The 25,666-nt window shown below is 65.3% G+C and carries 24 protein-coding genes; 7 read left to right on the forward strand and 17 right to left on the reverse strand.

Annotation, left to right across the window (positions count from 1 at the left end):
• Positions 1-63 precede the first annotated feature (63 nt).
• Positions 64-1,611, forward strand: a complete 1,548-nt coding sequence (gene araG, locus LJ656_RS12145; RefSeq protein ID WP_230509661.1) for an L-arabinose ABC transporter ATP-binding protein AraG — start codon at positions 64-66, stop codon at positions 1,609-1,611.
• 64 nt (positions 1,612-1,675) lie between these two features.
• Positions 1,676-2,680: an L-arabinose ABC transporter permease AraH gene (gene araH, locus LJ656_RS12150; RefSeq protein ID WP_230509662.1), complete on the forward strand. Its 1,005-nt coding sequence runs from the start codon at positions 1,676-1,678 to the stop codon at positions 2,678-2,680.
• A gap of 251 nt (positions 2,681-2,931) precedes the next feature.
• Here the strand turns inward: araH and sap1 are convergent, their stop codons facing one another.
• Positions 2,932-3,270, reverse strand: a complete 339-nt coding sequence (gene sap1, locus LJ656_RS12155) for a surface attachment protein Sap1 (RefSeq protein WP_230509663.1) — start codon at positions 3,268-3,270, stop codon at positions 2,932-2,934.
• Positions 3,271-3,773: 503 nt separating this feature from the next.
• Here sap1 and LJ656_RS12160 point away from each other — a divergent pair.
• Positions 3,774-3,953 (forward strand): hypothetical protein, encoded by a 180-nt coding sequence (locus LJ656_RS12160; RefSeq protein ID WP_075294691.1) that lies wholly within the window; start codon positions 3,774-3,776, stop codon positions 3,951-3,953.
• Between the two features lie 234 nt (positions 3,954-4,187).
• Here the strand turns inward: LJ656_RS12160 and LJ656_RS12165 are convergent, their stop codons facing one another.
• Entirely contained in the window at positions 4,188-4,613 is a 426-nt protein-coding gene (locus LJ656_RS12165; RefSeq protein ID WP_230509664.1) for an HIT family protein, read from the reverse strand.
• 88 nt (positions 4,614-4,701) lie between these two features.
• Positions 4,702-5,637: a GlxA family transcriptional regulator gene (locus LJ656_RS12170; RefSeq protein WP_230509665.1), complete on the reverse strand. Its 936-nt coding sequence runs from the start codon at positions 5,635-5,637 to the stop codon at positions 4,702-4,704.
• 195 nt (positions 5,638-5,832) lie between these two features.
• Here LJ656_RS12170 and LJ656_RS12175 point away from each other — a divergent pair, with 195 nt between their 5' ends.
• Positions 5,833-6,687, forward strand: coding sequence for an SDR family NAD(P)-dependent oxidoreductase (locus LJ656_RS12175; RefSeq protein WP_230509666.1), 855 nt, complete (start codon positions 5,833-5,835; stop codon positions 6,685-6,687).
• Between the two features lie 40 nt (positions 6,688-6,727).
• Here the strand turns inward: LJ656_RS12175 and LJ656_RS12180 are convergent, their stop codons facing one another.
• The 7 genes from LJ656_RS12180 to LJ656_RS12210 all read right to left on the reverse strand — a co-directional run bounded on the left by LJ656_RS12180 (position 6,728) and on the right by LJ656_RS12210 (position 15,926).
• On the reverse strand, positions 6,728-7,843 hold the full coding sequence (locus LJ656_RS12180; RefSeq protein ID WP_329958871.1) for a diguanylate cyclase: 1,116 nt from the start codon (positions 7,841-7,843) through the stop codon (positions 6,728-6,730).
• Positions 7,844-7,882: 39 nt separating this feature from the next.
• The gene (gene cheB / locus LJ656_RS12185) at positions 7,883-8,917 is read right to left on the reverse strand and encodes a chemotaxis response regulator protein-glutamate methylesterase (RefSeq protein ID WP_230509667.1); all 1,035 of its coding nucleotides are present in this window, start codon (positions 8,915-8,917) and stop codon (positions 7,883-7,885) included.
• A 5-nt stretch (positions 8,918-8,922) separates the two neighbouring features.
• Positions 8,923-11,448, reverse strand: coding sequence for a hybrid sensor histidine kinase/response regulator (locus LJ656_RS12190; protein ID WP_230509668.1), 2,526 nt, complete (start codon positions 11,446-11,448; stop codon positions 8,923-8,925).
• Entirely contained in the window at positions 11,445-12,149 is a 705-nt protein-coding gene (locus LJ656_RS12195; RefSeq protein ID WP_230509669.1) for a chemotaxis protein CheW, read from the reverse strand. Before LJ656_RS12195 ends, LJ656_RS12190 begins: the two co-directional genes overlap by 4 nt.
• Positions 12,142-13,683: a CheR family methyltransferase gene (locus LJ656_RS12200; RefSeq protein WP_230509670.1), complete on the reverse strand. Its 1,542-nt coding sequence runs from the start codon at positions 13,681-13,683 to the stop codon at positions 12,142-12,144. Before LJ656_RS12200 ends, LJ656_RS12195 begins: the two co-directional genes overlap by 8 nt.
• The gene (locus tag LJ656_RS12205; protein ID WP_230509671.1) at positions 13,680-14,144 is read right to left on the reverse strand and encodes a chemotaxis protein CheW; all 465 of its coding nucleotides are present in this window, start codon (positions 14,142-14,144) and stop codon (positions 13,680-13,682) included. Before LJ656_RS12205 ends, LJ656_RS12200 begins: the two co-directional genes overlap by 4 nt.
• A 75-nt stretch (positions 14,145-14,219) precedes the next feature.
• Entirely contained in the window at positions 14,220-15,926 is a 1,707-nt protein-coding gene (locus tag LJ656_RS12210; RefSeq protein ID WP_268998598.1) for a methyl-accepting chemotaxis protein, read from the reverse strand.
• Between the two features lie 227 nt (positions 15,927-16,153).
• On the opposite strand from LJ656_RS12210, the gene LJ656_RS12215 reads away from it, so the two are divergent.
• Entirely contained in the window at positions 16,154-16,489 is a 336-nt protein-coding gene (locus LJ656_RS12215; protein WP_230509673.1) for an ecotin precursor, read from the forward strand.
• A gap of 84 nt (positions 16,490-16,573) precedes the next feature.
• On the opposite strand, the gene LJ656_RS12220 is transcribed toward LJ656_RS12215, so the two are convergent.
• The 3 genes from LJ656_RS12220 to mnmE all read right to left on the reverse strand — a co-directional run bounded on the left by LJ656_RS12220 (position 16,574) and on the right by mnmE (position 19,776).
• Positions 16,574-16,735 (reverse strand): hypothetical protein, encoded by a 162-nt coding sequence (locus LJ656_RS12220; RefSeq protein WP_178392095.1) that lies wholly within the window; start codon positions 16,733-16,735, stop codon positions 16,574-16,576.
• Between the two features lie 245 nt (positions 16,736-16,980).
• Positions 16,981-18,204, reverse strand: a complete 1,224-nt coding sequence (locus tag LJ656_RS12225; RefSeq protein ID WP_230509674.1) for a tyrosine-type recombinase/integrase — start codon at positions 18,202-18,204, stop codon at positions 16,981-16,983.
• 177 nt (positions 18,205-18,381) lie between these two features.
• A complete protein-coding gene (gene mnmE, locus LJ656_RS12230) occupies positions 18,382-19,776 on the reverse strand; it encodes a tRNA uridine-5-carboxymethylaminomethyl(34) synthesis GTPase MnmE (protein WP_230509675.1) in 1,395 nt (464 codons plus the stop codon).
• 391 nt (positions 19,777-20,167) lie between these two features.
• Between mnmE and LJ656_RS12235 the strand changes: the two genes are divergently transcribed.
• Positions 20,168-20,575: an XRE family transcriptional regulator gene (locus tag LJ656_RS12235; protein WP_230509676.1), complete on the forward strand. Its 408-nt coding sequence runs from the start codon at positions 20,168-20,170 to the stop codon at positions 20,573-20,575.
• Between the two features lie 152 nt (positions 20,576-20,727).
• Here LJ656_RS12235 and yidC read toward each other — a convergent pair whose 3' ends face one another.
• The 4 genes from yidC to rpmH form a co-directional block, all read right to left on the reverse strand.
• Complete coding sequence (gene yidC / locus LJ656_RS12240) at positions 20,728-22,386, reverse strand: membrane protein insertase YidC (RefSeq protein ID WP_230509677.1); 1,659 nt, start codon at positions 22,384-22,386, stop codon at positions 20,728-20,730.
• A 30-nt stretch (positions 22,387-22,416) separates the two neighbouring features.
• Positions 22,417-22,647 (reverse strand): membrane protein insertion efficiency factor YidD, encoded by a 231-nt coding sequence (gene yidD / locus LJ656_RS12245; protein ID WP_075294709.1) that lies wholly within the window; start codon positions 22,645-22,647, stop codon positions 22,417-22,419.
• Positions 22,648-22,761: 114 nt separating this feature from the next.
• Positions 22,762-23,241, reverse strand: coding sequence for a ribonuclease P protein component (locus LJ656_RS12250; RefSeq protein ID WP_425605924.1), 480 nt, complete (start codon positions 23,239-23,241; stop codon positions 22,762-22,764).
• Between the two features lie 19 nt (positions 23,242-23,260).
• A complete protein-coding gene (gene rpmH / locus LJ656_RS12255) occupies positions 23,261-23,395 on the reverse strand; it encodes a 50S ribosomal protein L34 (protein WP_004198824.1) in 135 nt (44 codons plus the stop codon).
• 383 nt (positions 23,396-23,778) lie between these two features.
• Between rpmH and dnaA the strand changes: the two genes are divergently transcribed.
• Positions 23,779-25,374, forward strand: coding sequence for a chromosomal replication initiator protein DnaA (gene dnaA, locus LJ656_RS12260; RefSeq protein WP_230509679.1), 1,596 nt, complete (start codon positions 23,779-23,781; stop codon positions 25,372-25,374).
• Positions 25,375-25,666: the final 292 nt, after the last annotated feature.

Consider the following 25,666-nt stretch of genomic DNA (forward strand, 5'->3'; position numbering starts at 1 on the left):
CGGCCCGCCGCGCGCCTTCACGCGCGCGGGTCCGCCCACGTTCCACCCGTTCGAGGTTTTTCGATGACGTCCATATTCACCGGCGGCGACACGGCGCTTGCGCCCTCGCCCGCCATGCCCGCGTCCGACGCCCCCTATCTCCAGCTCGACGGCATCACCGTGCGCTTTCCGGGCGTGCTCGCGCTCGACCAGGTCTCGCTCGAAGTGCGGCGCGGCGAAGTGCACGGCCTGATGGGCGAAAACGGCGCCGGCAAATCGACGCTGCTCAAGGTGCTGTCCGGCGTCAATCATCCGGTCGCCGGCACGCTGTCGCTCGACGGCGTCGACCAGCAGTTCGCGACCACCAAGGCGGCGATCGCCGCCGGCATCGCGATCATCTATCAGGAACTGCATCTGGTGCCGGAATTGACGGTCGCAGAAAACCTGATGCTCGGCGCGCTGCCGAATCGTTTCGGGGTACTGGACGAAAAAGCGCTGGTCGCGCACGCGCTGCGCGAACTCGAACGGCTCGGCGAAAAAATCGATCCGTCGCAGCAGGTCAAGCACCTGTCGATCGGTCAGCGCCAGATGATCGAAATCGGCAAGGCGCTGATGCGCGACGCGCGCGTGATCGCGTTCGACGAGCCGACCAGCTCGCTATCGTCGCGCGAGACGACGCAACTGTTCCGGATCATCCGCGCACTGCGGGCCGAGGGCCGCGCGATCATCTACGTCACGCACCGGATGGAAGAAGTGTACGAACTGTGCGATCGCGTGACCGTGTTCCGCGACGGCCGCCGTATCGATACGTTCGAAGCCGGCGCGGAGCTCGACCGCGATCGGCTGATCAGCTGCATGGTCGGCCGCTCGATCAGCGACGTGTACGGCTATCGCACTCGCGAACTGGGCGACGTGCAGTTGCAGGTGAACGGTCTGCTCGGCCCGGGGCTGCGTGAACCGGCCTCGTTTGCCGCGCGCAAGGGCGAGATCGTCGGCTTCTTCGGGCTGGTCGGCGCGGGCCGCTCGGAACTGATGAAGCTGATCTACGGTGCGGTCAAGCCGGCCGCCGGCGAAGTCGTGCTCAAGGGCAAGCGCGTGCGCTTCGCGACTCCGCGCGACGCGGTGCGCGCCGGCGTCGCGCTGTGCCCGGAGGATCGCAAGCAGGAAGGCATCGTGTCGATCGCGTCGGTGTCGGACAACCTGAACATCAGCTGCCGGCGCCACTTCAGCCGCTTTCACGTGCTCGACGGCCGCAAGGAAGCGCAGACCACGCGCGAGTTCATCGCCAAGCTCGCGATCAAAACCCGCAACGGCGATACGCCGATCGGCACCCTGTCCGGCGGCAACCAGCAGAAGGTGATCCTGTCGCGCTGGCTCGCCGAAAACATCGACGTCTTTCTGATGGACGAGCCCACGCGCGGCATCGACGTCGGTGCGCGCAGTGAGATTTACGGCCTGCTGTACGGGCTCGCCGAAGCGGGCCGCACGGTCATCGTCGTGTCGAGCGATCTGGCCGAGGTGATCGGCGTTGCCGATCGCGTGATCGTGATGAAGGAAGGCGTGATCGTCGGCGATCTGCCGAAGGCGCAGGCCACCCCCGACGCACTGATCAAACTCGCCTTGCCGCGCTGAGCGTACTGAGCGCCACCGTTATAGCAACATCGCACTGCCAACGGCATTGAATGGAACCGACACCATGAATACACCTTCAACCGATTCGTCATCGCCCGCCGTCGTCTCGGCCGGCATTACCGCGCGCGCCGCGCGCACCTGGGAGCTGATCAACAAATCAGGCATCGTGATGGTGTTCCTGATCCTGTTCGCCGTGCTGTCCTTCACGGTCCCCGGCTTCCTTAGCTCACGCAACATCCAGGGCCTGTTGCTGTCGGTCACGCTGATCGGTTCGATCTCGGTGACGATGATGTTCGTACTCGCGCTCGGCGAAGTCGACCTGTCGGTCGCGTCGATCGTCGCGTTCTCCGGGGTGGTCGCCTCCGTGCTGATTACCGCGACCCATAGCGTGACGATTGGCGTCGTCGCCGGCGTGCTCGCCGGCGGCGCGGTCGGACTCGTGAACGGCACGCTGGTCGCGCGCTACAAGATCAACTCGCTGATCGTCACGCTCGCGATGATGGAAGTCGTGCGCGGCCTCGCGTTCATCACGTCGAACGGCGACGCGGTGATGATCTCCGAAGAGCGCTTTTTCGAGCTCGGCGGCGGCTCCTTCCTTGGCATCTCGTATCCGATCTGGAGCAACATCATCGGCTTCGTGCTGTTCGGCTTCCTGCTGAAGAAAACCGTGTTCGGCAAGAACGTGCTGGCGGTCGGCGGCAATAGCGAGGCGGCCGTGCTCGCGGGTCTGCCCGTGACGCGCATCAAGATCACCGTATTCGTACTGCAAGGTCTCGTGACCGGTTTCGCGGGCGTGATGCTCGCGTCGCGGATGAGCCTGGGCGACCCGAAAACTTCGGTCGGTCTCGAACTCGGTGTGATTTCGGCTTGCGTGCTCGGCGGCGTGTCGTTGACCGGCGGTGTCGCGACGATCTCCGGCGTGCTGGTCGGCGTGCTGATCATGGGTTCGGTGCAGGACGCGATGAGCCTCTTGAACGTGCCGACTTTCTACCAGTACCTGATTCGCGGCGGCATCCTGCTGCTCGCGGTGCTGTTCGACCAGTTCCGCCGCAGCAAACGCGTGCACTGACGCGCGCTTGTTTCGGCTTGTTCCGGGTAGTTTTTCCTGCGCTTTGCGAGAAGGCGACTGCCGATGCGGATCGGGCGATCCGTATCGGCTTTTTTACGGGCAAAGCGAATAAAAAAACGGCCGGGGCTTCATATGCCCAAGCCGCTTTTCAGCTCACGCGTTCACGCTTGCCGCTTTAAAGCCGCAAGTGACACGCATGCAACCGTATTCCGGCTTTTGCCGGAATAACGGCGTTGTTGCTTATCGGTTGCCTATTGCTTGATAAACCGGTCGTTCGCCCATAATCCTTCGGTGTCGCTATTACCGGCATTCACGAATTCGACGTCATGGCCGACTACCCGGACCACGCGGAAACTCGCATCGGACGGCGTCGACACGCACTGATATCCGGAGAAGAATTCCTGCATCTTTTGCTGTTCACCGGCCTGCGCATGCTGGTCGACGGCGTCGAGTTTGTCTTTCGACACGCAGCCATACGCGTTGGCCTTGAACTGAATGGTTTGCTGCGGCTTGATCACGACGTCCTGCGCCTGAACGCTAGCGGCAGCCAAACCCGCAATGGCGAAAACAACGGCAATTCGAGTTTTCATTTTTTCCTCCGGTGCAGGCCGGGATGTCCGGGTTAGCTATGCATTTAACTTTAACGGCGGACCTGCATCTTGCACTCTAGAAGAAGCGGGAAGAACGACAAGCACATCTTGTGTGCGGTCGCAACAGTGGCGAATTGTCGCACCGGCTCGCGCGGCGAATTAAAGCGCCGCCAGATGCCTGCTGGTACGCGAATGAAACAGATAACTAAAAATTAGCTGGAGCGCCCGGCTTTATCTAATAAGGCTGCGCGCTTCGGTTCGCGTAAACGAGTGGGAGCAATTAAGCGATTTAAGAAAATTAAACCAGCTGTTTGGTGCGGCGCACACAAAGTCATTCAATAGACTAATTGCGCCGCGGGAAATAACGGTGCGGATATAGAAAATAAACGATGCCAGCTGAATGAATGGGCGCCGCGGCCGGTTTCACAATGCGCGGCACCGTCCGATGCGGCACCAGGCGCTGCTCTACAATGAATGCAAATCTCCGGCACCTGGAGGCTATCGTGAACGAGCACGTGATACTCGGGATTTTTCTGGTCGTTCCGCTGCTGATCGTCCTGTTTCTTTTCTCGGACGAACTGTGGCAGGAACATCGCCATCTGCACGATGAACGCGGTCTGCATCCACGGCCGCGGCGGCACGACTGGCGTCATCCGCTGCGGCGCTCGCGCGATCGTCTGTGAACGGGTCTGGATCGGGAGCACCAAGAAAAACGCCTGCCGCAATGGGCAGGCGAAAAAAGAGATCCACACTCAATGCCTTGAGCACAAGGCAGTTCGCAGTCTAGCGACGTCGCGCCCGCTAGTGGTTTCAAGCCCTTTTACAGATGTTACGGCGCGTGACCGCTATGCGCGGCGCGTAGTGATGTCTCACGACATCACGTGCTCGACGCGCGGCCAGCGTCGCGCGTTGCTCGCTCAATCGGCGCGCCAGTGCGCGCGAATCCGCTTAGCCAGCGCTTCCAGCGTATCGGCGTCGGCGGTCTCGCGCGCGTGCATTTTCAGCGGCTGACCGTCCCAGCGCGGGATCACGTGGAAGTGCACGTGCGGCACCGTCTGTCCGGCCGCGGCGCCGTTGAACTGACCGATGAACACGCCGTCCGGGCGCAACGCCGCGCGCACCGCGATCGCGAGTTTCTGCGCCATCCGCATCGACGCGATCAGCGACGCGTCCGACAGATCAAAAATTTCCGCGACCGCCTCCTTCGGCACGACCAGCAGATGGCCGTCGGCCTGCGGCATCAGGTCCATGAACGCCAGTGCCTGGTTGTTTTCGGCCACCTTGATGCACGGGAGTTCGCCGCGCAGGATCTTCGCGAACGGGTTGCTGTCGTTGTAGCTCATTTGCGTTTCCTTTCGTCGTCAGGCGGGGTTCGAATTGCGAGTCGATGCCGCGGTAGCGCAGCGCTCCGGCTATTGTCCACCCGCTCGCTTACAACACGCGTGCGGCGCGCCGGATTGCCTGCGGCGGCTGGCCGAATGCGCGCAGAAACGCGCGCCGCATCCGCTCGGGGTCGACGAAGCCAGTGTCGGCCGCGACCGTTTCGATCGAATGACGGCCGGCTTCGAGCATCGCGCGCGCCGCTTCGACGCGCAGCGCCTCGATCGCCTTGGCCGGCGACTGCCGGGTCTCGTCGCGAAACGCGCGGCTGAACTGGCGCGGACTCAGATGCGCGACCTCGGCCAGTTGCTCGACCGTCAGCGGTTCATTCAGATGACTCTTCGCATATGACAGCGCGGTCTGAATCCGGTCGGACTTCGGTTCCAGTTCGAGCATCGCGGAGAACTGCGACTGCCCGCCGGTGCGGCGGTGATAAACGACGAGTTTCTTCGCGATCGCGCGCGAGGTGGCCACGCCGAGATCATTCTCCACGAGCGCGAGGCACAGGTCGATGCACGCGGTCATGCCGGCCGAAGTCCAGACCGTGCCGTCGACGATAAAAATGCGGTCCTCGTCGACCCGCGCGCGCGGAAAGCGCCGTTGCAGATCGCGGGCGTGCGCCCAGTGGGTGGTCGCATGGCGGCCATCGAGAATGCCGGCCTCGGCGAGCACGAACGCGCCGGTGCAAATGCTCGCGGTACGGCGCGACGCCGTCAGCGCATCGTTCAGAAACGCGAGCAGCCCCGGCGACGATGGCGCGACTTGCATCGCGCCGGTGACGATCACCGTGTCGTAGGCCGCGTCGCCGAACGGCTGACTCGCGACCTCGACGCCGGCCGAGCTGCGCACCATGCCGCCCTGCTCGGAGATCACCGTCACTTCGTACGCGGGCTCCGCGCTCTCGAGGTTCGCCAGTTCGAAGATCGACACCGCGAGCAGATCGAGGACCTGGAAACCCGGAAATACCACCACACCGATGCGTTTCATCGCGATGTCCTGAAACGAGGGAAATACGACATTTGAGACAAAAAGGTACGCGCCTACACTGGCTTCGTCAACCCGGTTTCGCCAGCGCAAGACTCCCTCAGCGTTGCGGCGGACGGCGACGGATCCAGCGGTTTTTCTCATTCATCGGCAAGGGCATTCGCGCACGCTGCGCGCGGCCCGCAAGGAGCGATTCAAATGGCAACGCAGACACAGCAGGGCGCGCACACAGGTAAAAACGCAGGCACGAACGCGGGCAAAGGCATCGCGGTGGTCACGGGCGCATCGTCGGGAATCGGCGCGGTCTACGCGGACCGTCTCGCGCGACGCGGCTACGACCTGCTGCTGATCGCGCGCGACGGCAACAAACTGGCGAGCCTCGCCGCGCGCCTGAACGAATCAACCGGCCGCCGCGTCGCGACGCTCAGCGCCGACCTGACCGTGAAGGCCGACGTGCGACGTGTCGAGGAACGGCTGCGCGCCGATCGCGAGATCACGCTGCTGGTCAACAACGCGGGCGTGGGCGCGACCGCGCCGCTGCTCGACTCGGACCTCGATCAGCTCGAAACAATGATCGAGCTGAACGTGACCGCGCTCACGCGGCTGAGCGCGGCGGTGTTGCCGGGGTTTATCGAGCGCGGCGCGGGCACGCTGATCAATATTTCGTCGATCGTTGCGCTGGCGCCGGAACTGTTGAACGGTACCTATAGCGGCACCAAGGCGTATGTGCTGAACCTGACGCAATCGCTGCATCACGAGGTGGGCGGCAAGGGCGTGCGCTTGCAGGCGGTGTTGCCGGGTGCGACCAGCACCGCGTTCTGGGATCGCGCGGGGCTCGCGGTCGAGCACTTGCCCGCCGGTATCGTGATGAGCGCCGACGACATGGTCGACGCGGCGCTCGCGGGGCTCGACCAGGGCGAGCTGGTGACGATTCCGTCCTTGCCCGATGCCGCCGACTGGCAGCGCTTTAACGACGCGCGCCTGCAGTTGCAGCCGAATCTGTCGCGCGACGTGCCGGCCGAGCGCTACACCCGCGCGCCGGCGACGGTCTGAAGAGGCGGCGGCCTGAAAGGACGGAGGCCTCCAGGGCGGCTCAACCGCTCATCGCCACCTGATTCTTGCCGTCCCGTTTCGCCCGGTATAAACCGACGTCGGCCGCTTCGATCAGCGTCGTGACCGGGTCGGCCGCCGACGGCACCAGCGTCGCAGCGCCGATGCTGATCGTCACGACGCCGGCCGCCGAGCCCGCATGGGTGATCGCGAGGTCTTCGATCGCGATGCGGATTTTCTCCGCGAGCAGCCGCAGGCCGCCGGCCGACGTGCCCGGCACGACCACCGCGAACTCCTCGCCGCCGAAGCGCGCGGCGAGATCGGGCGAGCGGCCAAGGCACGATTCGATCGTGTGCGCGACGCTCTTGAGCACTTCGTCGCCGGCGACGTGGCCGTAGGTGTCGTTGTAGGCCTTGAAGTTGTCGACGTCGATCATCAGGAAGCCGAGGCCGGTCCGGTCGCGCATCCCGCGACGCCATTCGGCGGCCAGATACTGGTCGAGATAGCGCCGGTTCGACAGCCCGGTCAGGCCGTCGGAATGGGTCAGCCGCTGCAATTCCAGATTGGTCGCGAGCAGTTGCTGCTGCGACTGCCGCAGCGCGCGATACGCCTCGTCGCGTTGCACGAGATTCAGGTACGAGCGCGAGTGATAGCGGATCCGCGCGATCAGCTCGATCCGGTCGGGCAGCTTCACCAGGTAATCGTTCGCGCCGGACGCGAACGCCGCGCTTTTGACGAGCGGCTCTTCCTTGGTCGACAGCACGATGATCGGAATGTCGCGGGTGGCCGGATTCTGCCGGTACTGCCGCACCAGCGTGAGGCCGTCGGTGCCGGGCATCACGAGGTCCTGCAGGATCACCGTCGCGCGGGTGTCCTCCGCGCAGCGCAGCGCTTCTTCCGGCGACGCGCAGTAGTGAAAATCGACCCCCGGCTCGCCGGCCAGCGCCTGGCGCACCGCCTCGGCGATGATCGCCTGGTCGTCGACCAGCAGCACCATGATCGGGCATTCGGCCGCCGGCGGATTGGCGAGGATGCGCGCGAGCGCGTCGTCGATCGCGAGACTGGGCGCATCCTCCGCGACGAGCGCGTGCGCCGGTGTGTTCGCTTCGTCTGCGACAGGCTGCGCAGCGGCGTTCTGGGGCGAGTCAGGAGTGTCCATGTGGGTCAGCCAGAATGAATAGCGGGAATCAATTCCACGTCAGGCCGCGCTCGGCGTCTGACCTTCGTTGACGGCGGCCGTCAGCGCCGCGGCGATGCGCGGCAGCGGCAGGATCGCGGCGGCGGCGCCGAGCGCGGCGGCCGCCTTGGGCATGCCGTACACCGCGCTCGTCGCTTCGTCCTGCGCGATCGTGTGAAAGCCCTTGGTGCGCATCGCCTTCAGGCCGATCGCGCCGTCCCGGCCCATGCCGGTCAGCAGCACGCCGATCGCGCGCGCGGGCCAGCGCGCGACCACGCTGTTGAAAAACACGTCGACCGAGGGCCGGTACGGCGTTTCCTTTGGCACGGGGGTGTAGCCGAGCACGTTCGGCAGTTTCAGATGCAGATGGTCGTCGGTCGCGGCGAGCAGCGCGACGCCCGCTTGCGGGCGATCGCCGTCGCGCGCGATCCGCACCGGCAGCGCGGCCTGCTGGTTGAGCCAGTCGGCCATGCCCGCGGCGAACGCGGCATCGACGTGCTGCACGATCACGATCGCCGCGCCGAAGTCTTTCGGCAGACCGCCGAGCAGCGTCGCGAGCGCGGCCGGGCCGCCCGCCGACGCGCCGATCGCGACCAGCGGCAGATCGCGGGCGGCCGCGGGCTCGGGGCGCTCGCTCGCGGCGGTGCGCGGCGCATAGCGTTCGCGGACCAAGGCGGCGACGTTATCGATCTTCGCGATCAGCGTCGCAATGCTCTTATGCGCGTCGGGTCCGGACAGCGACGGCGTATCGACCGCGTCGAGCGCACCCGCGCCCATCGCTTCGTAGACGCGCCACGCGTTCGCGCCGACATCGACCGTGACGATCAGGATCGCGCACGGCGCGCGCGCCATGATGCGGCGGGTCGCCTCGATGCCGTCGACGTTCGGCATCACGAGGTCCATCAGCACGATGTCGGGCCGCTGCGCGACGCAGAAGTCGAGCGCCTGCTGGCCGTCCGACGCGACCCACGCAAGCTCGTAGTCGCTGCGGCCGGCGAGCGCGCGGCGCAGGGCTTCGACCGCGAGCGGCATGTCGTTGACGATTCCAATTTTCATCCGTTTTACCCGTAGGCCTCGCCAATCAGGTCACGCACTGCGTCGAGCAGTGCCTCGTCGTGGAAACTGGCTTTGGCCAGATAATAGTCCGCGCCCGCATCGAGGCCGGCGCGGCGGTCTTCCTCACGATCCTTGTACGACACGATCATCACCGGCAGCGCCTGCAACTGCGGATCGCGCTTGATCAGCGTGACGAGTTCGATGCCGTCCATGCGCGGCATGTCGATGTCGGTGATCACGAGGTCGAAGCGCTCGCCGCGCACCGCGTTCCAGCCGTCCATCCCGTCGACCGCGATCGTCACGTCGTAGCCGCGCGTTGCGAGCAGCTTGCGTTCGAGCTCGCGCACCGTCAGCGAATCGTCGACCACCAGCACGCGGCGGGTCGCGCGCCGTGCGCTGTCGGCGCCGCGTTGCTGCGTGTGACTGAGCGTGCCGCCGGCGACCAGCCGTTCGACCGAACGCAGCCAGTCGTCGACGTCGGCGATCAGCACCGGGTCGCCGTTTTCCATCAGCGCGCCCGCGCTGATGTTGCGGATCTTGCCGAGTCGCGCGTCGAGCGGCTGCACCACCAGCATCCGTTCGCCGAGAAAGCGGTCGACCGCGACGCCATAGGTGCGCGGCCCGTCGCCGATCACGACGACGCACACGCTCGCGTCCTCGTGCACGCCCGGCGCCGTCTCCAGAATCTGCTGCGCGGTGACCACGCCGATCCGGCGTCCTGAAAATTCGATGTGCTGATGACCTTCGAGCAGCTCGATGTCCGCGCGGCTCACCCGCAGCGTGCGGTTCACGTGCGCGAGCGGCACCGCGTACGGCTCGCCGCCGACTTCGACCAGCAGGCTGCGGATCACCGACAGCGTCAGCGGCAACTGCATCTGCATGCGCGTGCCGATGCCGGCCTCCTGGGTGATGCGCACGGTGCCGCGCACCCGCTTGACGACGTCGTGTACCGCGTCGAGGCCGACGCCGCGGCCCGATACGTCGGTGACCTGGTCGCGCAGCGAGAAGCCGGGCAGGAACAGGAAGTCGAGCAACTCGGCTTCGGACAGGCGCGCGGCGGTGTCCTCGCTCGCGAGCTTCTTGCGCACGATCGACGCGCGCAGCGCGTCGAGGTCGATGCCGGCGCCGTCGTCCGAGACGGTGATCTGCAGTGCGCCGGCGCTGTGGCGCGCTTCGAGCGTCAGCGTGCCTTCCTCGGGCTTGCCGCGCGCGAGCCGCAGCGCGGGCGCTTCGATGCCGTGATCGAGCGCGTTACGCAGCATGTGGCCGAGCGGCGCTTCGAGCAGATCGAGAATGTCGCGGTCGACCTGGGTCGATTCGCCGATCAGCTGCCAGCGCACTTTCTTGCCGAGCGAACGGGCGACATCGCGCACCATCCGCGCGAGGCCGCCGGTGCCGTCGCCGAACGGGCGCATCCGGCATTGCAGCGCGGCGTCGTACAACTGCTGCGACAGGTGGGTCGAGCGGCGGTCGTAGCTTTCCAGTTCGGCGAGGCGCTCGCCGAGCAGTTGCTGCGCTTCGGCGCTCAGGCGACGCAGTTCTTCGAGCGCACTTTGCGCGAGCGGGTCGAGCCGCAGGTCGGCGAGCGTCGCGTGCAGATGGTCGAGCGCGCGGGCGCTGTCGCGCTGCACGCGTTTGACGCGCAGCATCGATTGCGCGAACGGCTTCAGCCAGCGCGACTCGACCAGCGATTCGCCGGACAGCGATAGCAGGCGGTCGAGGTTGTCGGCGCGCACGCGGAGCATGCGGCTGGTTTCGGTGGCGGCTGCGGTGGAGTTTGTACTGGAGCTGGAGCCTGGGCTGTTGCTTGAGGTCGTGCCGGGCGCTGTGCTCGGAGTCGTAGGGGCCGCATACACCGCAGGCGTAACCGACGTGCCGGCAGCCGTGCCGATGGGTGCCGACCCATCGGCAGGCGCGGCGTTTCGCGTCGTTGCCGCTTCAGCGCGCAGCGCATCGGCCAGCAGTTCGAACGCGGCGTCATCAGCGGAACGCGGCGTTAAGCGGTCCGCACCGCGCGGCGTCGATGGTTCCCGCGCCGGGCCGGCCTCGGGCGCAGGCGAGGGCGAGGGCGAGGGCGAGGGCGAGGGCGAGGGCGAGGGCGCCGCGCCCAGCACCAAACCGCCGGTTCCTCCACCATGCGGCGCCACACCTTCCATCCGCGCCTGCAACGCCGCCACGCATTCGCCCACCTCGACGCGCGCCGCGCCGTCCTCGTCGTTGCCGATCCGCGCGATGATATCGACGCCGCGCAGCAGCACATCGATCCACGCGCCGTCGAGCAGCGCGCGTCCCTCCTGCGCGGCGACAAAACAGTCCTCCATCGCATGCGCGAGTTCGACGCCGGCCTGCACGCCGACGATCCGCGCCGCGCCTTTCAGCGAATGCGCGGCGCGCATGCACGCTTCGAGCGCGGCCGCGTCGGCGGGCGCGCGGTCGAGCACCAGCAGGCCGTCGCTGAGCACGCGCGCCTGGTTGCGCGCTTCCTCGCGAAACAGATCGATCAGCGACGGGCGGCGCGGGTCGTCGATCATCCGAGGCTCCGGTTCAGGGTGTCGAAGAGCGCGTCGGCGTCGAGCAGGCCGACGCTGACGCCGCGCCACCCGACGACCGCGCGCGTGTGCGCGGCCGCGGTGTGCGACAGCGTCGCCGGCGGCGCGCAGAACGTCGATCGCGCGAAGCGCTGCACGCCGTCGACCTGATCGACCGGCAACACCGCGTGCTCGTCGCCGCGCGCGATCACCAGCAGACGCGGCAGATCGAGGCGGGTGCGATCGTCGCGCGCGCCGGCAGCCTCGGGCTCGAAGCCGAGCAGATGCGCGAGCGACAGGCACACCAGCAACTCGCCCTGCACGTTGACCACGCCGAGCACCGCGCGATGCTGCCGATGCGGCAAGGTATGCACGGTGCGCGTCTGCACGATGCGGGCGAAAATCGGCGTCGGCAGCGCGAGCCATTCGCCGCCGATGCGAAACACCAGAAACGATTCGCCATCCTGCTTATCGCGCGAATGCGAGGTGAGGGCGGCATGCGACGCCGCGCCGGCCGCGCGCGGGTCGTGCCAGGTCAGATCGACGAGCGGCATCGGCTGATCGAGCAGCTTCGCCGCGGCCACTTCGAACACCGGGCAGTTCAGGCAGCGCACGTATTCGCTCAGCCGCTCGCACGACATATCGCCGCGCACGCCGATGCGGTTCCAGCAATCGTCGAAGCCGCTCACGCGATCATCACGCACGGGTCGCTCCCTGTGCGCGCGACGCGCGTTGCATCAGCAAACGCGCGCCGTTGCGATCGCCTTCGAGTTCGAGCAGCGTGGCCAGATGCGCGAGCGCTTGCGCGTGCTGCGGATCGAGATACAGCGCCTTGCGATACTGGCCGCGCGCGACGTTGGTCTGGCCGTTCGCATCGGCGAGCACGCCGAGCAGATAGAACGCGTCCGCGTGCGGCGGGTGTTGTTCGAGGTACGCGTTGACCGCGGCGCAGGCTTCGGCAAGGCGGCCGGCGTCCGCCAGTTCGTGCGCGCTGCGCAGCGTGTCGCTCGCGGCGGCGGTGGGTGCGTTCGGCGCGTTCGCTGTGCTCGCGGCGTTCGCGGTGTGGTTCGACGTAGGGTTCCGCGCGGCGATACCGGTGAGATTGTGCGTGGTGTTTAATGCGTTGCCGCGGTGCGCATGATTTCGGGCTCCGAACGATGCGCCGGTCGCGGTGTCCGGTGCGCCGTTGAGCGCCGCGTTGCGATGCGTGCTGGCGAACGGTGCGGCCCCCGCAATCGCATCGACCGGCCCGCGCGCCACCGGATCGGGCCACGCAAACGGCTCGGCCGCGTACACCGGCGCCGGTGCGAGTGCCAGCGCGGGCGGCGGCGTCAGCGCAAGCGCGGCGGCGCTGGCGAGCGGGGCCGCGTGCCAGTAATTCGTCTGCGCGCTGCCCGGCGGCGCGCGATGAAACGCGAACGCAAGCGGAATCTTCGCCGACTGCATCCCATAGCGCATCAGCAAGCCCGTCTCGGCCGGTCCGACGAACAGCGTGCCGCTGTCGGCGAGCACGCTGTCGAGCGCCTGCAACGCGATCTGCTGGGTCTCGCGATCGAAGTAGATCAGCACGTTGCGGCAAAACACGAAGTCGTACACGCCGAGCGCGGCGGCATCGAGCTGCATCAGATTCGCGTGCGCGAAGCGCACCGTGTCGACGATGCGCGGCGCGAGCCGCCAGCCATCCTCGGTGCGGCTGAAGTGCGCGTCGCGAAACGCCAGCGCGTTGCCGCGAAACGAGTTGCGCCCGTAGTGCGCGCGCTGCGCGAGCGCGAGCGAGCGCTCGTTGATGTCCATCGCGTCGATGCGGAACTGCGCGGCGTCGAGCCCGGCATCGAGCAGCGTCATCGCGATCGTGTACGGCTCTTCGCCGGTCGAGCACGGCAGGCTCAGAATTCGCAGCGGCCTCGCGTGACCGGGCGTGCGCAGCCGATCGTTCAGACGCTCGTGCGCGAGCCGCGCGAGCGCGCGAAACGCGTCGGCGTCGCGAAAGAACCAGGTCTCCGGCACGGTCAGCGTTTCGACCAGCGCCTGCAGCAGCGCGGGCGAGGTCTGCACCGCGTTCCAGTAGTCGGCCAGCGTCGCGTCGGCATGACCGTCGGCGCGCCATGCGGCGGCGAGCTGATCGACCGCGCGTTCTATCGAACGATGGCCGAGCGAGCTGGCGTCGAGGCCCATCGTCCGGTGCAGCAGGCCGGTGAAATGGTGGTAGAGCGCGGCGTTGTCGTGATGCGCGTTCATGCGTGCGCCTCGGGAAACAGCAACGCTTTCACGTCGTCCGGCAACAGGTGTTCGACGCGGATCCACTGCACGAGTCCGCCCGCTTCGCTCGCGACCGGACCGAGATAACGCGCGTGCGGCGTGTCGATGCCGGTCGCCTGAAATGCTTCGGGTTCCAGACGAATCGTGCGGGTCGCGCCTTCGAGCAGCAAAGCGAGCAACCGCGCGCGGCCCGCGTGCGGATAACGCACCAGCACCATGCGGGTGGACATCAGCTGCGCGGCCGGGCGGCCGAGCGCGAGCGCGGGGACATCGATCAGCGGCAGCGGCGCGCCGTCGTGTTCGAGCACGCCGGCGACCCACGCCGGTGCGCCGGGGATCGTCTTCGGCGGCGTGCGCGGATCGAGCGGCATCATCCGCTCCACCTGCGTCGCGTCGATCACGTAGCGTTCGTTGTCGAGCGTGAAGAGAATGAAGAGCATCGGCTGGGGCGCGAAGCGTGACTCAGGCGGGCGGCGATGAACCGGACGACGAACCGGACGACCGGCGCGGCGCCGTCATGCCGCGACCTTGAAGCGCGACACGCCGGTGCGCAGACTATTGGCGACGTGAGTCAGATCGTCGATCGCCTGGGTCGACTGACGCAGCGATTCGGCGGTCTGCTGCGCGGCCTCCGACAACTGCGTCAGCGCCTGGGTGATCTGCTCGGCGCCGGTCGCCTGGGTCTGCATCCCTTCGTTGACCATCGAGAAACGCGGCGCGAGCTGCTGCACCTGCTCGATGATCTGGGTCAGATGGCCGCCGACGTTCTGCACGTCGTGCATGCCGCGGCGCACTTCCTCTGAGAACTTGTCCATCCCCATCACGCCGGCGGCGACCGCCGACTGGATTTCCTTGACCATCTGCTCGATGTCGTAGGTCGCGACCGCGGTTTGATCCGCGAGGCGGCGGATTTCGGTCGCGACGACCGCGAAGCCGCGGCCGTATTCGCCGGCCTTTTCCGCCTCGATCGCCGCGTTCAGCGACAGCAGATTGGTCTGATCCGCGACCTTGGTGATCGTCGCGACGACCTGGTTGATGTTGCTGGCCTTCTCGTTGAGGATCGCGAGTTTCGCGTTGACCGAGCCGGCCGCTTCCATCACGTGGCGCATGGTTTCCTCCATGCGCGCGAGCCCCGCGTGGCCGGTGCCGGCGAGCGCGGCCGACTGCCCCGCGACCTCCGATACCTCGTTCATCGTGCGCAGCAGGTCGCGCGAGGTCGCGAAGATTTCGCGCGAGGTCGCGCCGATTTCGGTGGTGGTGGCGGCGGTTTCGTTCGCGGTGGCCTGCTGTTCGCGCGAGGTCGCGGCGATTTCGGTCACCGACGTGGTCACCTGCACCGCCGACTTCTGCGCCTGGCCGACCAGCGCGGTCAGCTCGTCGGTCATCCGGTTGAAGCCCGACTCGAGCGCGCCGATTTCGTCGGAACGGTTCAGTTGCAGACGCTGGGTCAGATCGCCCGTGCGCATCACGTCGACCACCTGCAACACCTTCGCCATCGGCACGGTAACCGCGCGCAGCAGCCAGTAGCCGGCCAGCACCGCGACGATCGCGGCAAGCAGCAGCATCACCAGCAGCACGATGCGGGTGGCCTCGACCGAGTTGCGGATGCTTTCGGCCGACTGATCCGCATAGACCTTGTTGCCCTCGACCAGCTTGCGCACGGCCAGCCGGCCGTTTTCCCAAAGCGGCGTGAGCTGGTTGTTGAAGATGCGCGCGGCGTTCTCCCGCGAAGCCGGCAGGTTATCCAGCAGCGTGGCCTGAAGCGGCGTGTACTGCGCGTGGAACTGGCGGAATTCGTTGAACAGTTCGCGGTCGGACGCGCGAAACACCGTGGCGCCGTAGTCGTTGAAGAGCTTTTGCAGAGTCTGCTGGGTTTCCTGCAGACGCGCGATGTCGCGCTTGATCGAATCGGCGTCCGTGTCGACGAACAGCAGGCGCTGGGTGGTCGAGTAGTTCTCGAACCAGGCCGCGCGCATCGCGGTCGCGTAATACAGGCCGGGCATCGAGTCGTCCTGCTGGCTCTTCGCATCCCGATCGATCGCCCCCAGTTGCTCGAAGGTGACGACCGCCATGACCAGCATCACGATCAGCACGATCCCGAAGCTGCAAAGAATCCGTTGCCGGATGGTCCACTGTTTCACGCGCTGCCCCCTGCTTGACCGTGCCTCGCCCACGTATCGATCCCGTTGGACCGGATCGTCGGATCGGAGCTTTTTGTTCATCGTACAAATTCGATAGTTCTAGCGGCGAATTCTACATGGATAGCAACGGTGTCTTGCACGGAAGAGAAGGCAAAATCCCGCGCATTACGGGCAATCACCGGCCTCGGAAGCGATCGCAGTGTTGTTATTCGACTGTTACATAGTTAATCAGCGGTTACCATCTGCAGCATCTATTTCCGCGCGGGTGGCTCAAAATCCGTTCCATGCCTGAACGGCAGGAGCCAAAGATGAAAAAGATCGCAGTAGCGTTGGTAATGGCGGGTAGTTTGACGATGGCGGGCCAGGCGTCCGCGCACGGACATGGCGGCGGCGACGTGGTCGGCGCGCTGATCGGCGGCGCGGTGCTCGGCGCGGTGGTCAGTTCGGTGCTGAACCCGGCACCGGTGGTCGCTTATCAACAGCCGGTCTACGCGGAGCCGGTATATCAGCAGGCGCCGGCTTACACGGCCCCGCCGCCCGGATATTGCTACGACGATTACCGACGCGCGTATGTCGCCTGCGCGGCGCCGCCGCCGGGACAGTACGGTTGCGCGCAGCCGCCGCAACCGCAGCCGGGCTGGTGATCGATTGAGGCGCTGCGAACGAACCGCGCGCAAACAAAAAGGCCGTCGCTTCACGCGACGGCCTTTTTTCAATTTGGCTACTGGCTAATGCCTGTGATGCAGCCACTCCGCGTAATGCGTATCGAGCCAGCGCTCGAGCTTCGGTGGCTGGGACGGGTCGCGATGGCGCGACGTCATCCAGATGGCCAGGCCGATCACGATCATGACGGCTGGTCCCATCAAATAGGCGAGCAGCGATTCAGACATCGGAACCTCCGTATCGGCTTGCATCCATCTCTCAGTGTAGGCGATGGAAGCGGGGCTAGAACGACGATGTGAAGCGGTTGCTTGAAGCGGCTTCGGCGCGTTCACAGCCGGTTTCGAAACCTGTTTTTCCGGTAGTTTTTCCTTCTTCTGGTTGGTCTTAAGGCGACAGCGTTGTGTCCTGTGTACCCAACCGCCCGTCGCGCCCGCGCGCCCCGTGGATCCCGCCAAAACCCATCACGATGCCGTCAGGCGGCCCCGCGCGCGGCGTGCCGGGCGGCTTCTATCTGGCTATCGACTAAGTCCGCCCAACTCTGGAGCAGGTGATGCTGGCGTGCGGCTTCAGCCGTTGCTTCGGTTTCGGCTTCGGCTGCGGCTTCGCTGTGCGTCGTGTCGAGCGCTTGCGCTTGCTGCGCCGACTCGCGCAGATGCGTCGCCGCAGTGCGACGGAAGTCATGCAGCACGAAGTGCTCAACGTCGAGCCCGAGAGCCTTGACCGCCTGGTTCAGCGTGCTTTTCGCGATCGGCCGGTCGTCGCCGCGCACGCTCGGGAACAGGTAGTTGTCGCTGGCCCGGTCGCGCTGCAACTCGCGCAGCAGCGCGAGCGCCTGGCGCGACAGGTGGACGACGCGGTCCGCGCGCGCTTGCTCGCGCGCGTTCAGGCGCGCGGCGGGGATCGTCCAGCGCGCCCGCTCCAAATCGAATTCGGCCCACTTCGCGTCGACGAGGTCGGACTTGCGCGCCATCGTCAGCACGAGCAGGTGCAGTGCGAGCTTCAGCGGCCGGCGAATGTTCGAGGTGTCGATCGTATGCAGCGTGACGCCGATCTCGGCGCCGGACAGCACGCGGGTGCGGCTGTCGAACGTCGCGATCGAGCGTGCGGGCACGATCTGCGCGGGATTGCTCGTCGCGAGTTGGCGCGCGATCAGATATGCGTACAGGCGCTTGACGACGTTGCGCGTATGCAAGGCCATCTTCGGCGAGCCGCGCCGCTTGATGCGTTCGCAGATCGCGACGATGTCGTCGGCGCTGACCGCGGCGATCGGCTTGTTGCCGATTGCCGGCAGTACGTCTTTGTCGAGCGCGCGGCGGGTGGTGCGGCGGTATTCGTCGGATTTGCCGGCCAGCGCGGTCGCCAGATACAGCTCGGCGGCCTCGCGCAGCACGTCGGCCTTGCTCTCGGCGCCGCGGTCGCGGCGCGCGGTGGCGACCGGCGAGATGCCCTGCGCGACCAGCGCCGCGTATTTCTGCGCTTTTGCGCGCGCGACGCGCAGTGAAATCATCCGGTAGTCGCCGATCGTCGCGAGCGGCTGGCGTTTGCCGTTCAGCGTGTAGCGGAAGCGCCAGATTTTGCTGCCGGTCGTCATCACCTCGATCACGAGACCGTTGCCGTCGGCGACGCAGTAACGGGTCGCGCGCGGTTCGAGGGCGCGGACCTGGGATTCGGTGAGGGGAGTGGCGAGGCGGGGCATGCGGGAGACCTTGAGTACGGACTTCGCCAGCATTTTAAATGCTTATGCTGGCTGTGTACCAAAGTTTCCAGTAGTTTTTGGTAGGCAGAATGCGGTTTCGGGATTGTCGCGGCGACCGGTGATTTTGCCGATTGCCCTTATGAATCAGGCTTCCCGCGCAAACCTTCAGGTCCGGATTTACTTCCCAATACAAAAACGGCTGAAAATCACCCCGAGGAGATCATCCGAACTGAACTCCCCCGTAATCGAGTTCAGTTGATCCTGCGCGAGCCGCAATTCCTCCGCGAACAGATCGAGCGCCTGCGCGTTTTGCTCCGCATGTGCGGCGGCGGTCGCCAGATGTTCTTCGGCCGCGCGCAGCGCAATCAGATGCCGCTCGCGCGCGAGGTACACGCTCTCCGCGCCTGCCTGCCATCCAGCGATGCGCAGCAACTCGTCGCGCAGCAGCGACACGCCTGCGCCCTGTTTAGCCGACAACCGCACCTCGCTGAGTTCGAGATCCGCATCGAGCGCCTGGGTCGCCGGCGCGAGCCCAGTCAGATCGGTTTTGTTCAGCACCCGCACGACCGGCACTGCACGCGGGAAACGCGCGGCGATGGCTTCGTCGTCGGCGGTCATGCCGGTGCGCGCGTCCAGCAGATGCAGCACCACGTCCGCGCGCTCGATCTCGCCCCACGTACGTTCGATGCCGATCTTCTCGACCTCGTCCTCGGTCTCGCGCAACCCGGCCGTGTCGATCACGTGCAGCGGAATGCCTTCGATCTGGATCGTCTGCGCGACCTTGTCGCGCGTGGTGCCGGCGATCGGCGTGACGATCGCGAGCTCCGCGCCGGCCAGCGCATTGAGCAGCGACGACTTGCCGACGTTCGGCTGCCCCGCCAGCACGACCGACAAGCCCTCGCGCAGCAACGCGCCCTGGCGCGCCTCGCTCAGCACGAGCGCGAGACGCTCGCGAATCCGCGCGAGCTTGCCGCGCGCGTCGGCGGCTTCCAGGAAGTCGATCTCCTCCTCCGGAAAATCCAGCGTCGCTTCGACCAGCATCCGCAGCGTGATCACCTCTTCGACCAGCGCGTGAATGTCGCGTGAGAACGCACCGTCGAGCGAGCGGCCGGCCGAACGCGCGGCGGCCTCGGTACTCGCCTCGATCAGATCGGCGACTGCTTCGGCCTGCGCGAGATCGAGCTTGTCGTTCAGAAACGCGCGACGCGTGAACTCACCGGGCTCGGCAAGCCGCAGACCGAACGCGCGACCCGCATCGATACAGCGTTGCAGCACCAGTTGCAGCACGACGGGTCCGCCGTGCCCCTGGAGTTCCAGCACGTGCTCGCCTGTATACGAATGGGGCGCCGGAAAGTACAGCGCGATGCCGCGATCGAGCGGATTGCCGCTCGCGTCGAGAAATGGCACGTAGCTCGCATGGCGCGGCGCGAGCGTCTGACCGGTGAGCGCCTGCATCAGCGGTTGCGCGGCCGCCTCGCCAGCGCGGCCGAATGAAATCCGCACGACGCCGATGCCCCCTCGGCCGGGCGCGGTGGCAATGGCGACGATGGGATCGGAGTCGGTCGTAAGCATGGAAATCCGGCAAAAACACGAGGGGGAGGAGGGCGGTACCGGCCGCGAACATCCGCGACCCAGGCGCGACGCATTGTAACGCGCGTATCTCGAATGCAATCGCGTTCGAAACCGACGCAATCCAGCCGCCGCCGACGCCCAAACGCTTTCGGACTAAATAGGATTTATCCTATCCAAGCTAGGATTGCTACCACAATTTTCGCCATCGACTCACGCTCAAAACGCACTCCACTTTGAGCAAACGCAAGCCAGTCAATAAAAAGATGAAAAAAATCGATTTCTGGCAATGCGTTGCCCGGCGCGCTCTGCAAGCTAAAACTATCTCAAATAAGCAAAATGCTCGCTTGACTGGTTGTCAACTGTGTCGACGTTGAATTGCACAATCTGGCCCATGCCAACCGTCAAAGAAAAAGCTGCGTTCGCCAAGAGGCTGAACGACCTGCTCGAGCCGCTGAAGATTCGCGGCGGAACCGCACTTTCCGAGCAGTTCAATCTCCGTTACCACGGCGACCGTCCAGTGACACCGCAAACCGCGCATAAGTGGCTCAAGGGCACGACGATTCCGAAGCCCGACAAGCTGCGCACGCTCGCCGAGTGGTTGAACGTCAACGAACACTGGCTACATTACGGACCGTCGCCCGGCACCAATGCGCGGCCGATGGCACGCGGCGAGAAATATCCGCCGACGCCGGAAACCATCGAACTCGCGTCGAAGATTGCGTCGCTGACGCCGAAAGACCGGACCCTGGTCGAGGAAATGATCGTGCGCTTCTACGGCGAAGACGCCGACGAAGAGTAAGCAACTGAGAGCAACCGCGCGGCTGACGCGAGAGCCGTCGCGCTATTTCAGCCGCACCAAGTAAAAAAGCCGCCCGGTTCGCACCGGGCGGCTTTTTGTTTTCAGCGTGCGTCGCGGCGACCATCAAACGAGCCGCCGCGCGGGACCGGGTCTCAGGCCGGCTTGACCTTCGACTTGCCCATCATCCGCGTGATGTAGTACTGCTGCGCGATCGACAGCACGTTATTCACCACGTAGTACAGCACCAGACCGGCCGGGAAGAAGAAGAACATCACCGAGAACGCGATCGGCATGAACATCATCATCTTGGCTTGAACCGGGTCCGGCGGCGTCGGGTTCAGCTTGGTCTGCAGGAACATCGACACGGCCATCAGCACCGGCAGGATGAAGTACGGGTCCTGCTGCGACAGATCCTGAATCCACCAGATCCACGGTGCGCCGCGCATTTCCACCGACGACAGCAACACCCAGTACAGCGAGATGAACACCGGAATCTGGATCACCACCGGCAGACAGCCGCCGAACGGATTGACCTTCTCGGTCTTGTACAGCTCCATCAGCGCCGCGTTCATCTTCTGCGGATCGCCCTTGAAGCGCTCGCGCAGCGCCTGCATGCGCGGCGTGATCACCTTCATGCGCGCCATCGACTTGTAGCTCGCGGCCGACAGCGGGAAGAACACCGCCTTGATCAGCACCGTGAGCAGCACGATCGACCAGCCCCAGTTGCCGACATAGCTGTGGATCTTCGACAGCAGCCAGAACAGCGGCTTCGCGATGATCGTGACCATCCCGTAGTCCTTCACCAGATCGAGGCCCGGGGCGATCCCGGCGAGCATCTTCTCTTCTTCCGGACCGGCGAACAGGCGCGCGCTGACGCTAACCGTCTGACCCGGCTGGATGGTCGGCAGCGCCTGCTTCAAACCCACGCGATACAGCGACGGATCGATCTTCTCGGCGTAGTAGTCACGCTTCACGCCGTCCTGCGGAATCCACGCGGTTGCGAAGTAGTGCTGGACCATCGCGACCCAGCCGTCGTTGGCCGTCTTCGCGAAATCTTCCTTGTTCTTGTCGAGGTCGCTGAACGTCATCTTCTGGAAGTGATGCTCGTTCGTATACACAGCCGGGCCGATGAACGTGTGCGAGAAACGCGGCGTTTCGACCGGCTGGTCGTCGCGCACGAGTTCCATATAGACCTGCGGCGTCACCGCCGTGGTGCCGACGTTCTGCACCTTCGTCTCGACGCCGATCACATAGCTGCCGCGCGTGAACGTATACGTCTTGATGACTTTCAGACCGCCCTTTTCCGGCGACTCGAAGCTCATCTGGAACGAGTTCTGACCGTCCGCCAACTGGGTCGGCTGATTCGGCATCAGCGTGAAGACGTCGTTGTGATTCGGGAAATCGCCACCGAGCAGGCCCGTGCGGGCGAGATAGGTGTGATTGTTGGTGCGGTCGAACAGCGTGATCACGAGATCCGGCTGCTTGCCGTCGCCTTCCTTCAGCAGCGACAGGCGCGATACCGTGCCGCCGCGGGTGTCGATTTCGCCGCTATAGACGTCGGTGCTGAACTTGACCAGTTGCGATTGCGTGGCGGCCGGCGCGTTGCCGGGCGCTGCTGCGTTGGTGGCCGGCAGATCGGCCGGCTGGGTTCCCGGCGTCGTGGTTCCCGGTGCGGCGCTGCCCGTGGTCTGGGTCGGCGTCGTGCTCGGGAAGAACATCGACGGGCGTCCGTGGTCGCGTTGCCAGTTGTCGAACAGCATGACAGCTGACATGAAAAAGATGACCCATAGGACGGTGCGTTTGATATCCATGCGTTGTCTCAGTGTCGATGGAACGGCGCGTCAGCGCTTTTCAGAAGTGGGTGGCGGGACGAGATCGATGCCGCCCGCGGAAAACGGGTGACAGCGGCAAACACGCCTCACGGCGAGATAAGTCCCGCGCGCGGCGCCATGATACTGGATTGCCTCGCGCGCGTAATCAGAACAGGAAGGGTAAAAACGGCACCGGTCGCCAAGCATGGGGCTGATGGCGAGCTTGTAAAAACGCAATAAAGCGAAGAGTACCGTTTGCATGGCAGGTGCGGCCGGAGGGCGCCGCGCAACAACGTGGAGTACCGGGCGACGTCCACACCCTGGAAGCTGCCGGCGCAGGATGAATTGCGTCGGAAGGGTGCGGCGATCCCTGCGTCATTCCGTCCTCGGTGCCTCCGCGGGGGGCGCCTGACGACGGGTAATTTCGCGCGCTGCCTTGTCGAGCAACGCCTCGATTTCGCTGCGGCACAGCGCCTTCAACGGCGGCGACGACGCACTCGGCATAGCCTTTTTGTCGAACCGCGTATGCAGACGCAGCAGCACATCCCAACCGCCGAATTCGGCGCGCCGCAGCCGGAACGACTCGCGCGCGATCCGGCGCACCAGATTTCGCGTGGCCGCGCGCGGCGCATACTTCTTGCCGATCACGAGGCCGAGTCGCGCCTCATTGCCGGTGGGCCGCCCGTACACAACGAAGTGCGCGGTACGGCGCCAGGGCCGCAAACGAAAAACGGATGAAAATTCATCCGTTTTTAGCAGCCTTGCGGCTTTGGGGAAGGCGGCTTGCGCTGGCAACGGAACCGAGCCCGGTTGCTGCGCCCCGGCCGTTCCCGCTTCGCCGCGGGCTTCGGTCACAGCGCGCAATCCGCTCGCCTTAGATCGCGAGGCGCTTGCGGCCCTTCGCGCGACGTGCGTTGATGACCTTGCGGCCGCCAGCGGTCTTCATGCGAACGCGAAAGCCGTGGGTGCGCTTGCGACGGGTAACGGAAGGTTGGTAAGTACGTTTCATGTTGCTCTCACTTGATCGAAAAAAACCGCGCGATCATCGCTGAAAGCGCAATGGCCGGTGGTTTACTGAAATTGGTTTTCGCGGAACCCGCTATTTAAGCTGGTTTTTCGTTGGCCGTCAATAGTTTAGCCTGGATCGGGAAGCGCGCGCATCTGTCCGGGCAGGTGATCGGTCCCTGTGGATAACTCACTGGCGACTCCGTTTTGGCGTTAGAATCTCGCCTTACTTCCCAAAAATATTGCACGTCGCTCCGGCACGTTTGTCCCGCAAACCCTTGTGGCACAAGCGCCTGGGGCGTTTACGCCTGGCTGCTCAGGGCCTTGTTGCGCGCTCGCGACAGGGGCAGCGGCGAGCCCCGTGCACACCATAACGACAGCATCTTGATGAACGAATTCTGGCAACACTGTTCCGCATTGCTAGAGCGTGAGCTTACGCCCCAGCAGTACGTGACGTGGATCAAACCATTGGCCCCGGTCGCCTTCGACGCCGATGCGAACACGTTGAGCATCGCCGCGCCGAACCGCTTCAAGCTCGACTGGGTCAAGAGCCAGTTCTCCGGCCGCATCGCGGATATGGCCCGCGATTTCTGGCAAGCCCCGATCGACGTGCAATTCGTGCTGGATCCGAAAGCCGGCATGCGCGGCCCTGCAGCCGCGCCGGCTCCAGCGCCGGTGCGCGCGGCGTCGGCGGCTCCCCAGGGTCACCACGCGGGTGGCTCGGCTGCCGTCGATGCTGCGGTCGGCGCGGTGCAGGCTGCTCATTTTGCGCGCGCGAATCCGGCCGCAGCCGCGGCAGCCGCGGCCGCACAACACGCGAACGCACGCGCCGCGGCCGATGACGCCGCCGACCTCGACTTGCCGAGCCTCGACGCCAACGAAGCCGCCGCCGCGCGGCGCACGTGGCGGCCCGGCCAGGGCGCGGGCGCGCCAGCAGCCGGCGAGAGCGACTCGATGTACGAGCGCTCGAAGCTGAACCCGGTGCTGACCTTCGATAACTTCGTGACCGGTAAGGCGAACCAGCTCGCGCGCGCCGCGGCGATCCAGGTCGCCGATAACCCGGGCATTTCGTACAACCCGCTGTTCCTGTATGGCGGCGTGGGTCTCGGTAAGACCCACCTGATTCACGCGATCGGCAACCAGCTCTTGATGGACAAGCCCGGCGCCCGGATCCGCTATATCCACGCGGAACAGTACGTGTCGGACGTGGTGAAGGCGTACCAGCGCAAGGCGTTCGACGACTTCAAGCGCTACTACCACTCGCTCGATCTGCTGCTGATCGACGATATTCAGTTCTTCTCCGGCAAGTCGCGCACGCAGGAGGAATTCTTCTACGCGTTCGAGGCGCTGGTCGCGAACAAGGCGCAGGTGATCATCACCAGCGATACGTATCCGAAGGAAATTTCGGGTATCGACGACCGCCTGATCTCGCGCTTCGACTCCGGTCTGACCGTGGCGATCGAGCCGCCCGAGCTGGAAATGCGCGTCGCGATTCTGATGCGCAAGGCGCAATCGGAATTCGTGAGCCTGAACGAGGACGTCGCGTTCTTCGTCGCCAAGCATCTGCGCTCGAACGTGCGTGAACTCGAAGGCGCGCTGCGCAAGATCCTCGCGTACTCGAAGTTCCACGGCCGCGAAATCACGATCGAACTGACCAAGGAAGCGCTGAAAGACCTGCTGACGGTGCAGAACCGGCAGATTTCGGTGGAAAACATCCAGAAGACCGTTGCCGATTTCTACAGCATCAAGGTCGCGGATATGTATTCGAAGAAGCGTCCGGCGAACATCGCGCGGCCGCGGCAGATCGCGATGTATCTGGCCAAGGAACTGACGCAGAAGAGCCTGCCGGAAATCGGCGAGCTGTTCGGCGGCCGCGACCACACGACGGTGCTGCACGCGGTGCGCAAGATCGCCGACGAGCGCAGCAAGGACGCGCAGCTGAACCACGAGCTGCATGTGCTGGAGCAGACGCTGAAGGGGTAACGGGGAAGCCGCGGAATTAGCGGGAGTTGGCGAGAAAAAGGCCGGCGAAGCGAGAGAGCGAAGCAGGAAGGGCAGCGGGATCGGGCGGCGCGACGAGCGCCTGAACCGGATAGGAGTCCGGGCGAAAGTGGCGAAATGCGAGGGAAGGCTGATCGAAAGCGGCGCTTCAGATCCGCCGCCGATCGCGCCGGACTTCGCAGTGCCGGCAAGAACCGCCAGCCACCCCGATTCCGCACCGCAAAATCGACCTGTTTATTCCCGAACTCGCCCCCAATTTAGTGAGGCGGTCCCG

This window comes from Paraburkholderia sejongensis (assembly GCF_020880815.1).
GTDB classification, from domain to species: Bacteria; Pseudomonadota; Gammaproteobacteria; order Burkholderiales; family Burkholderiaceae; genus Paraburkholderia; species Paraburkholderia sejongensis.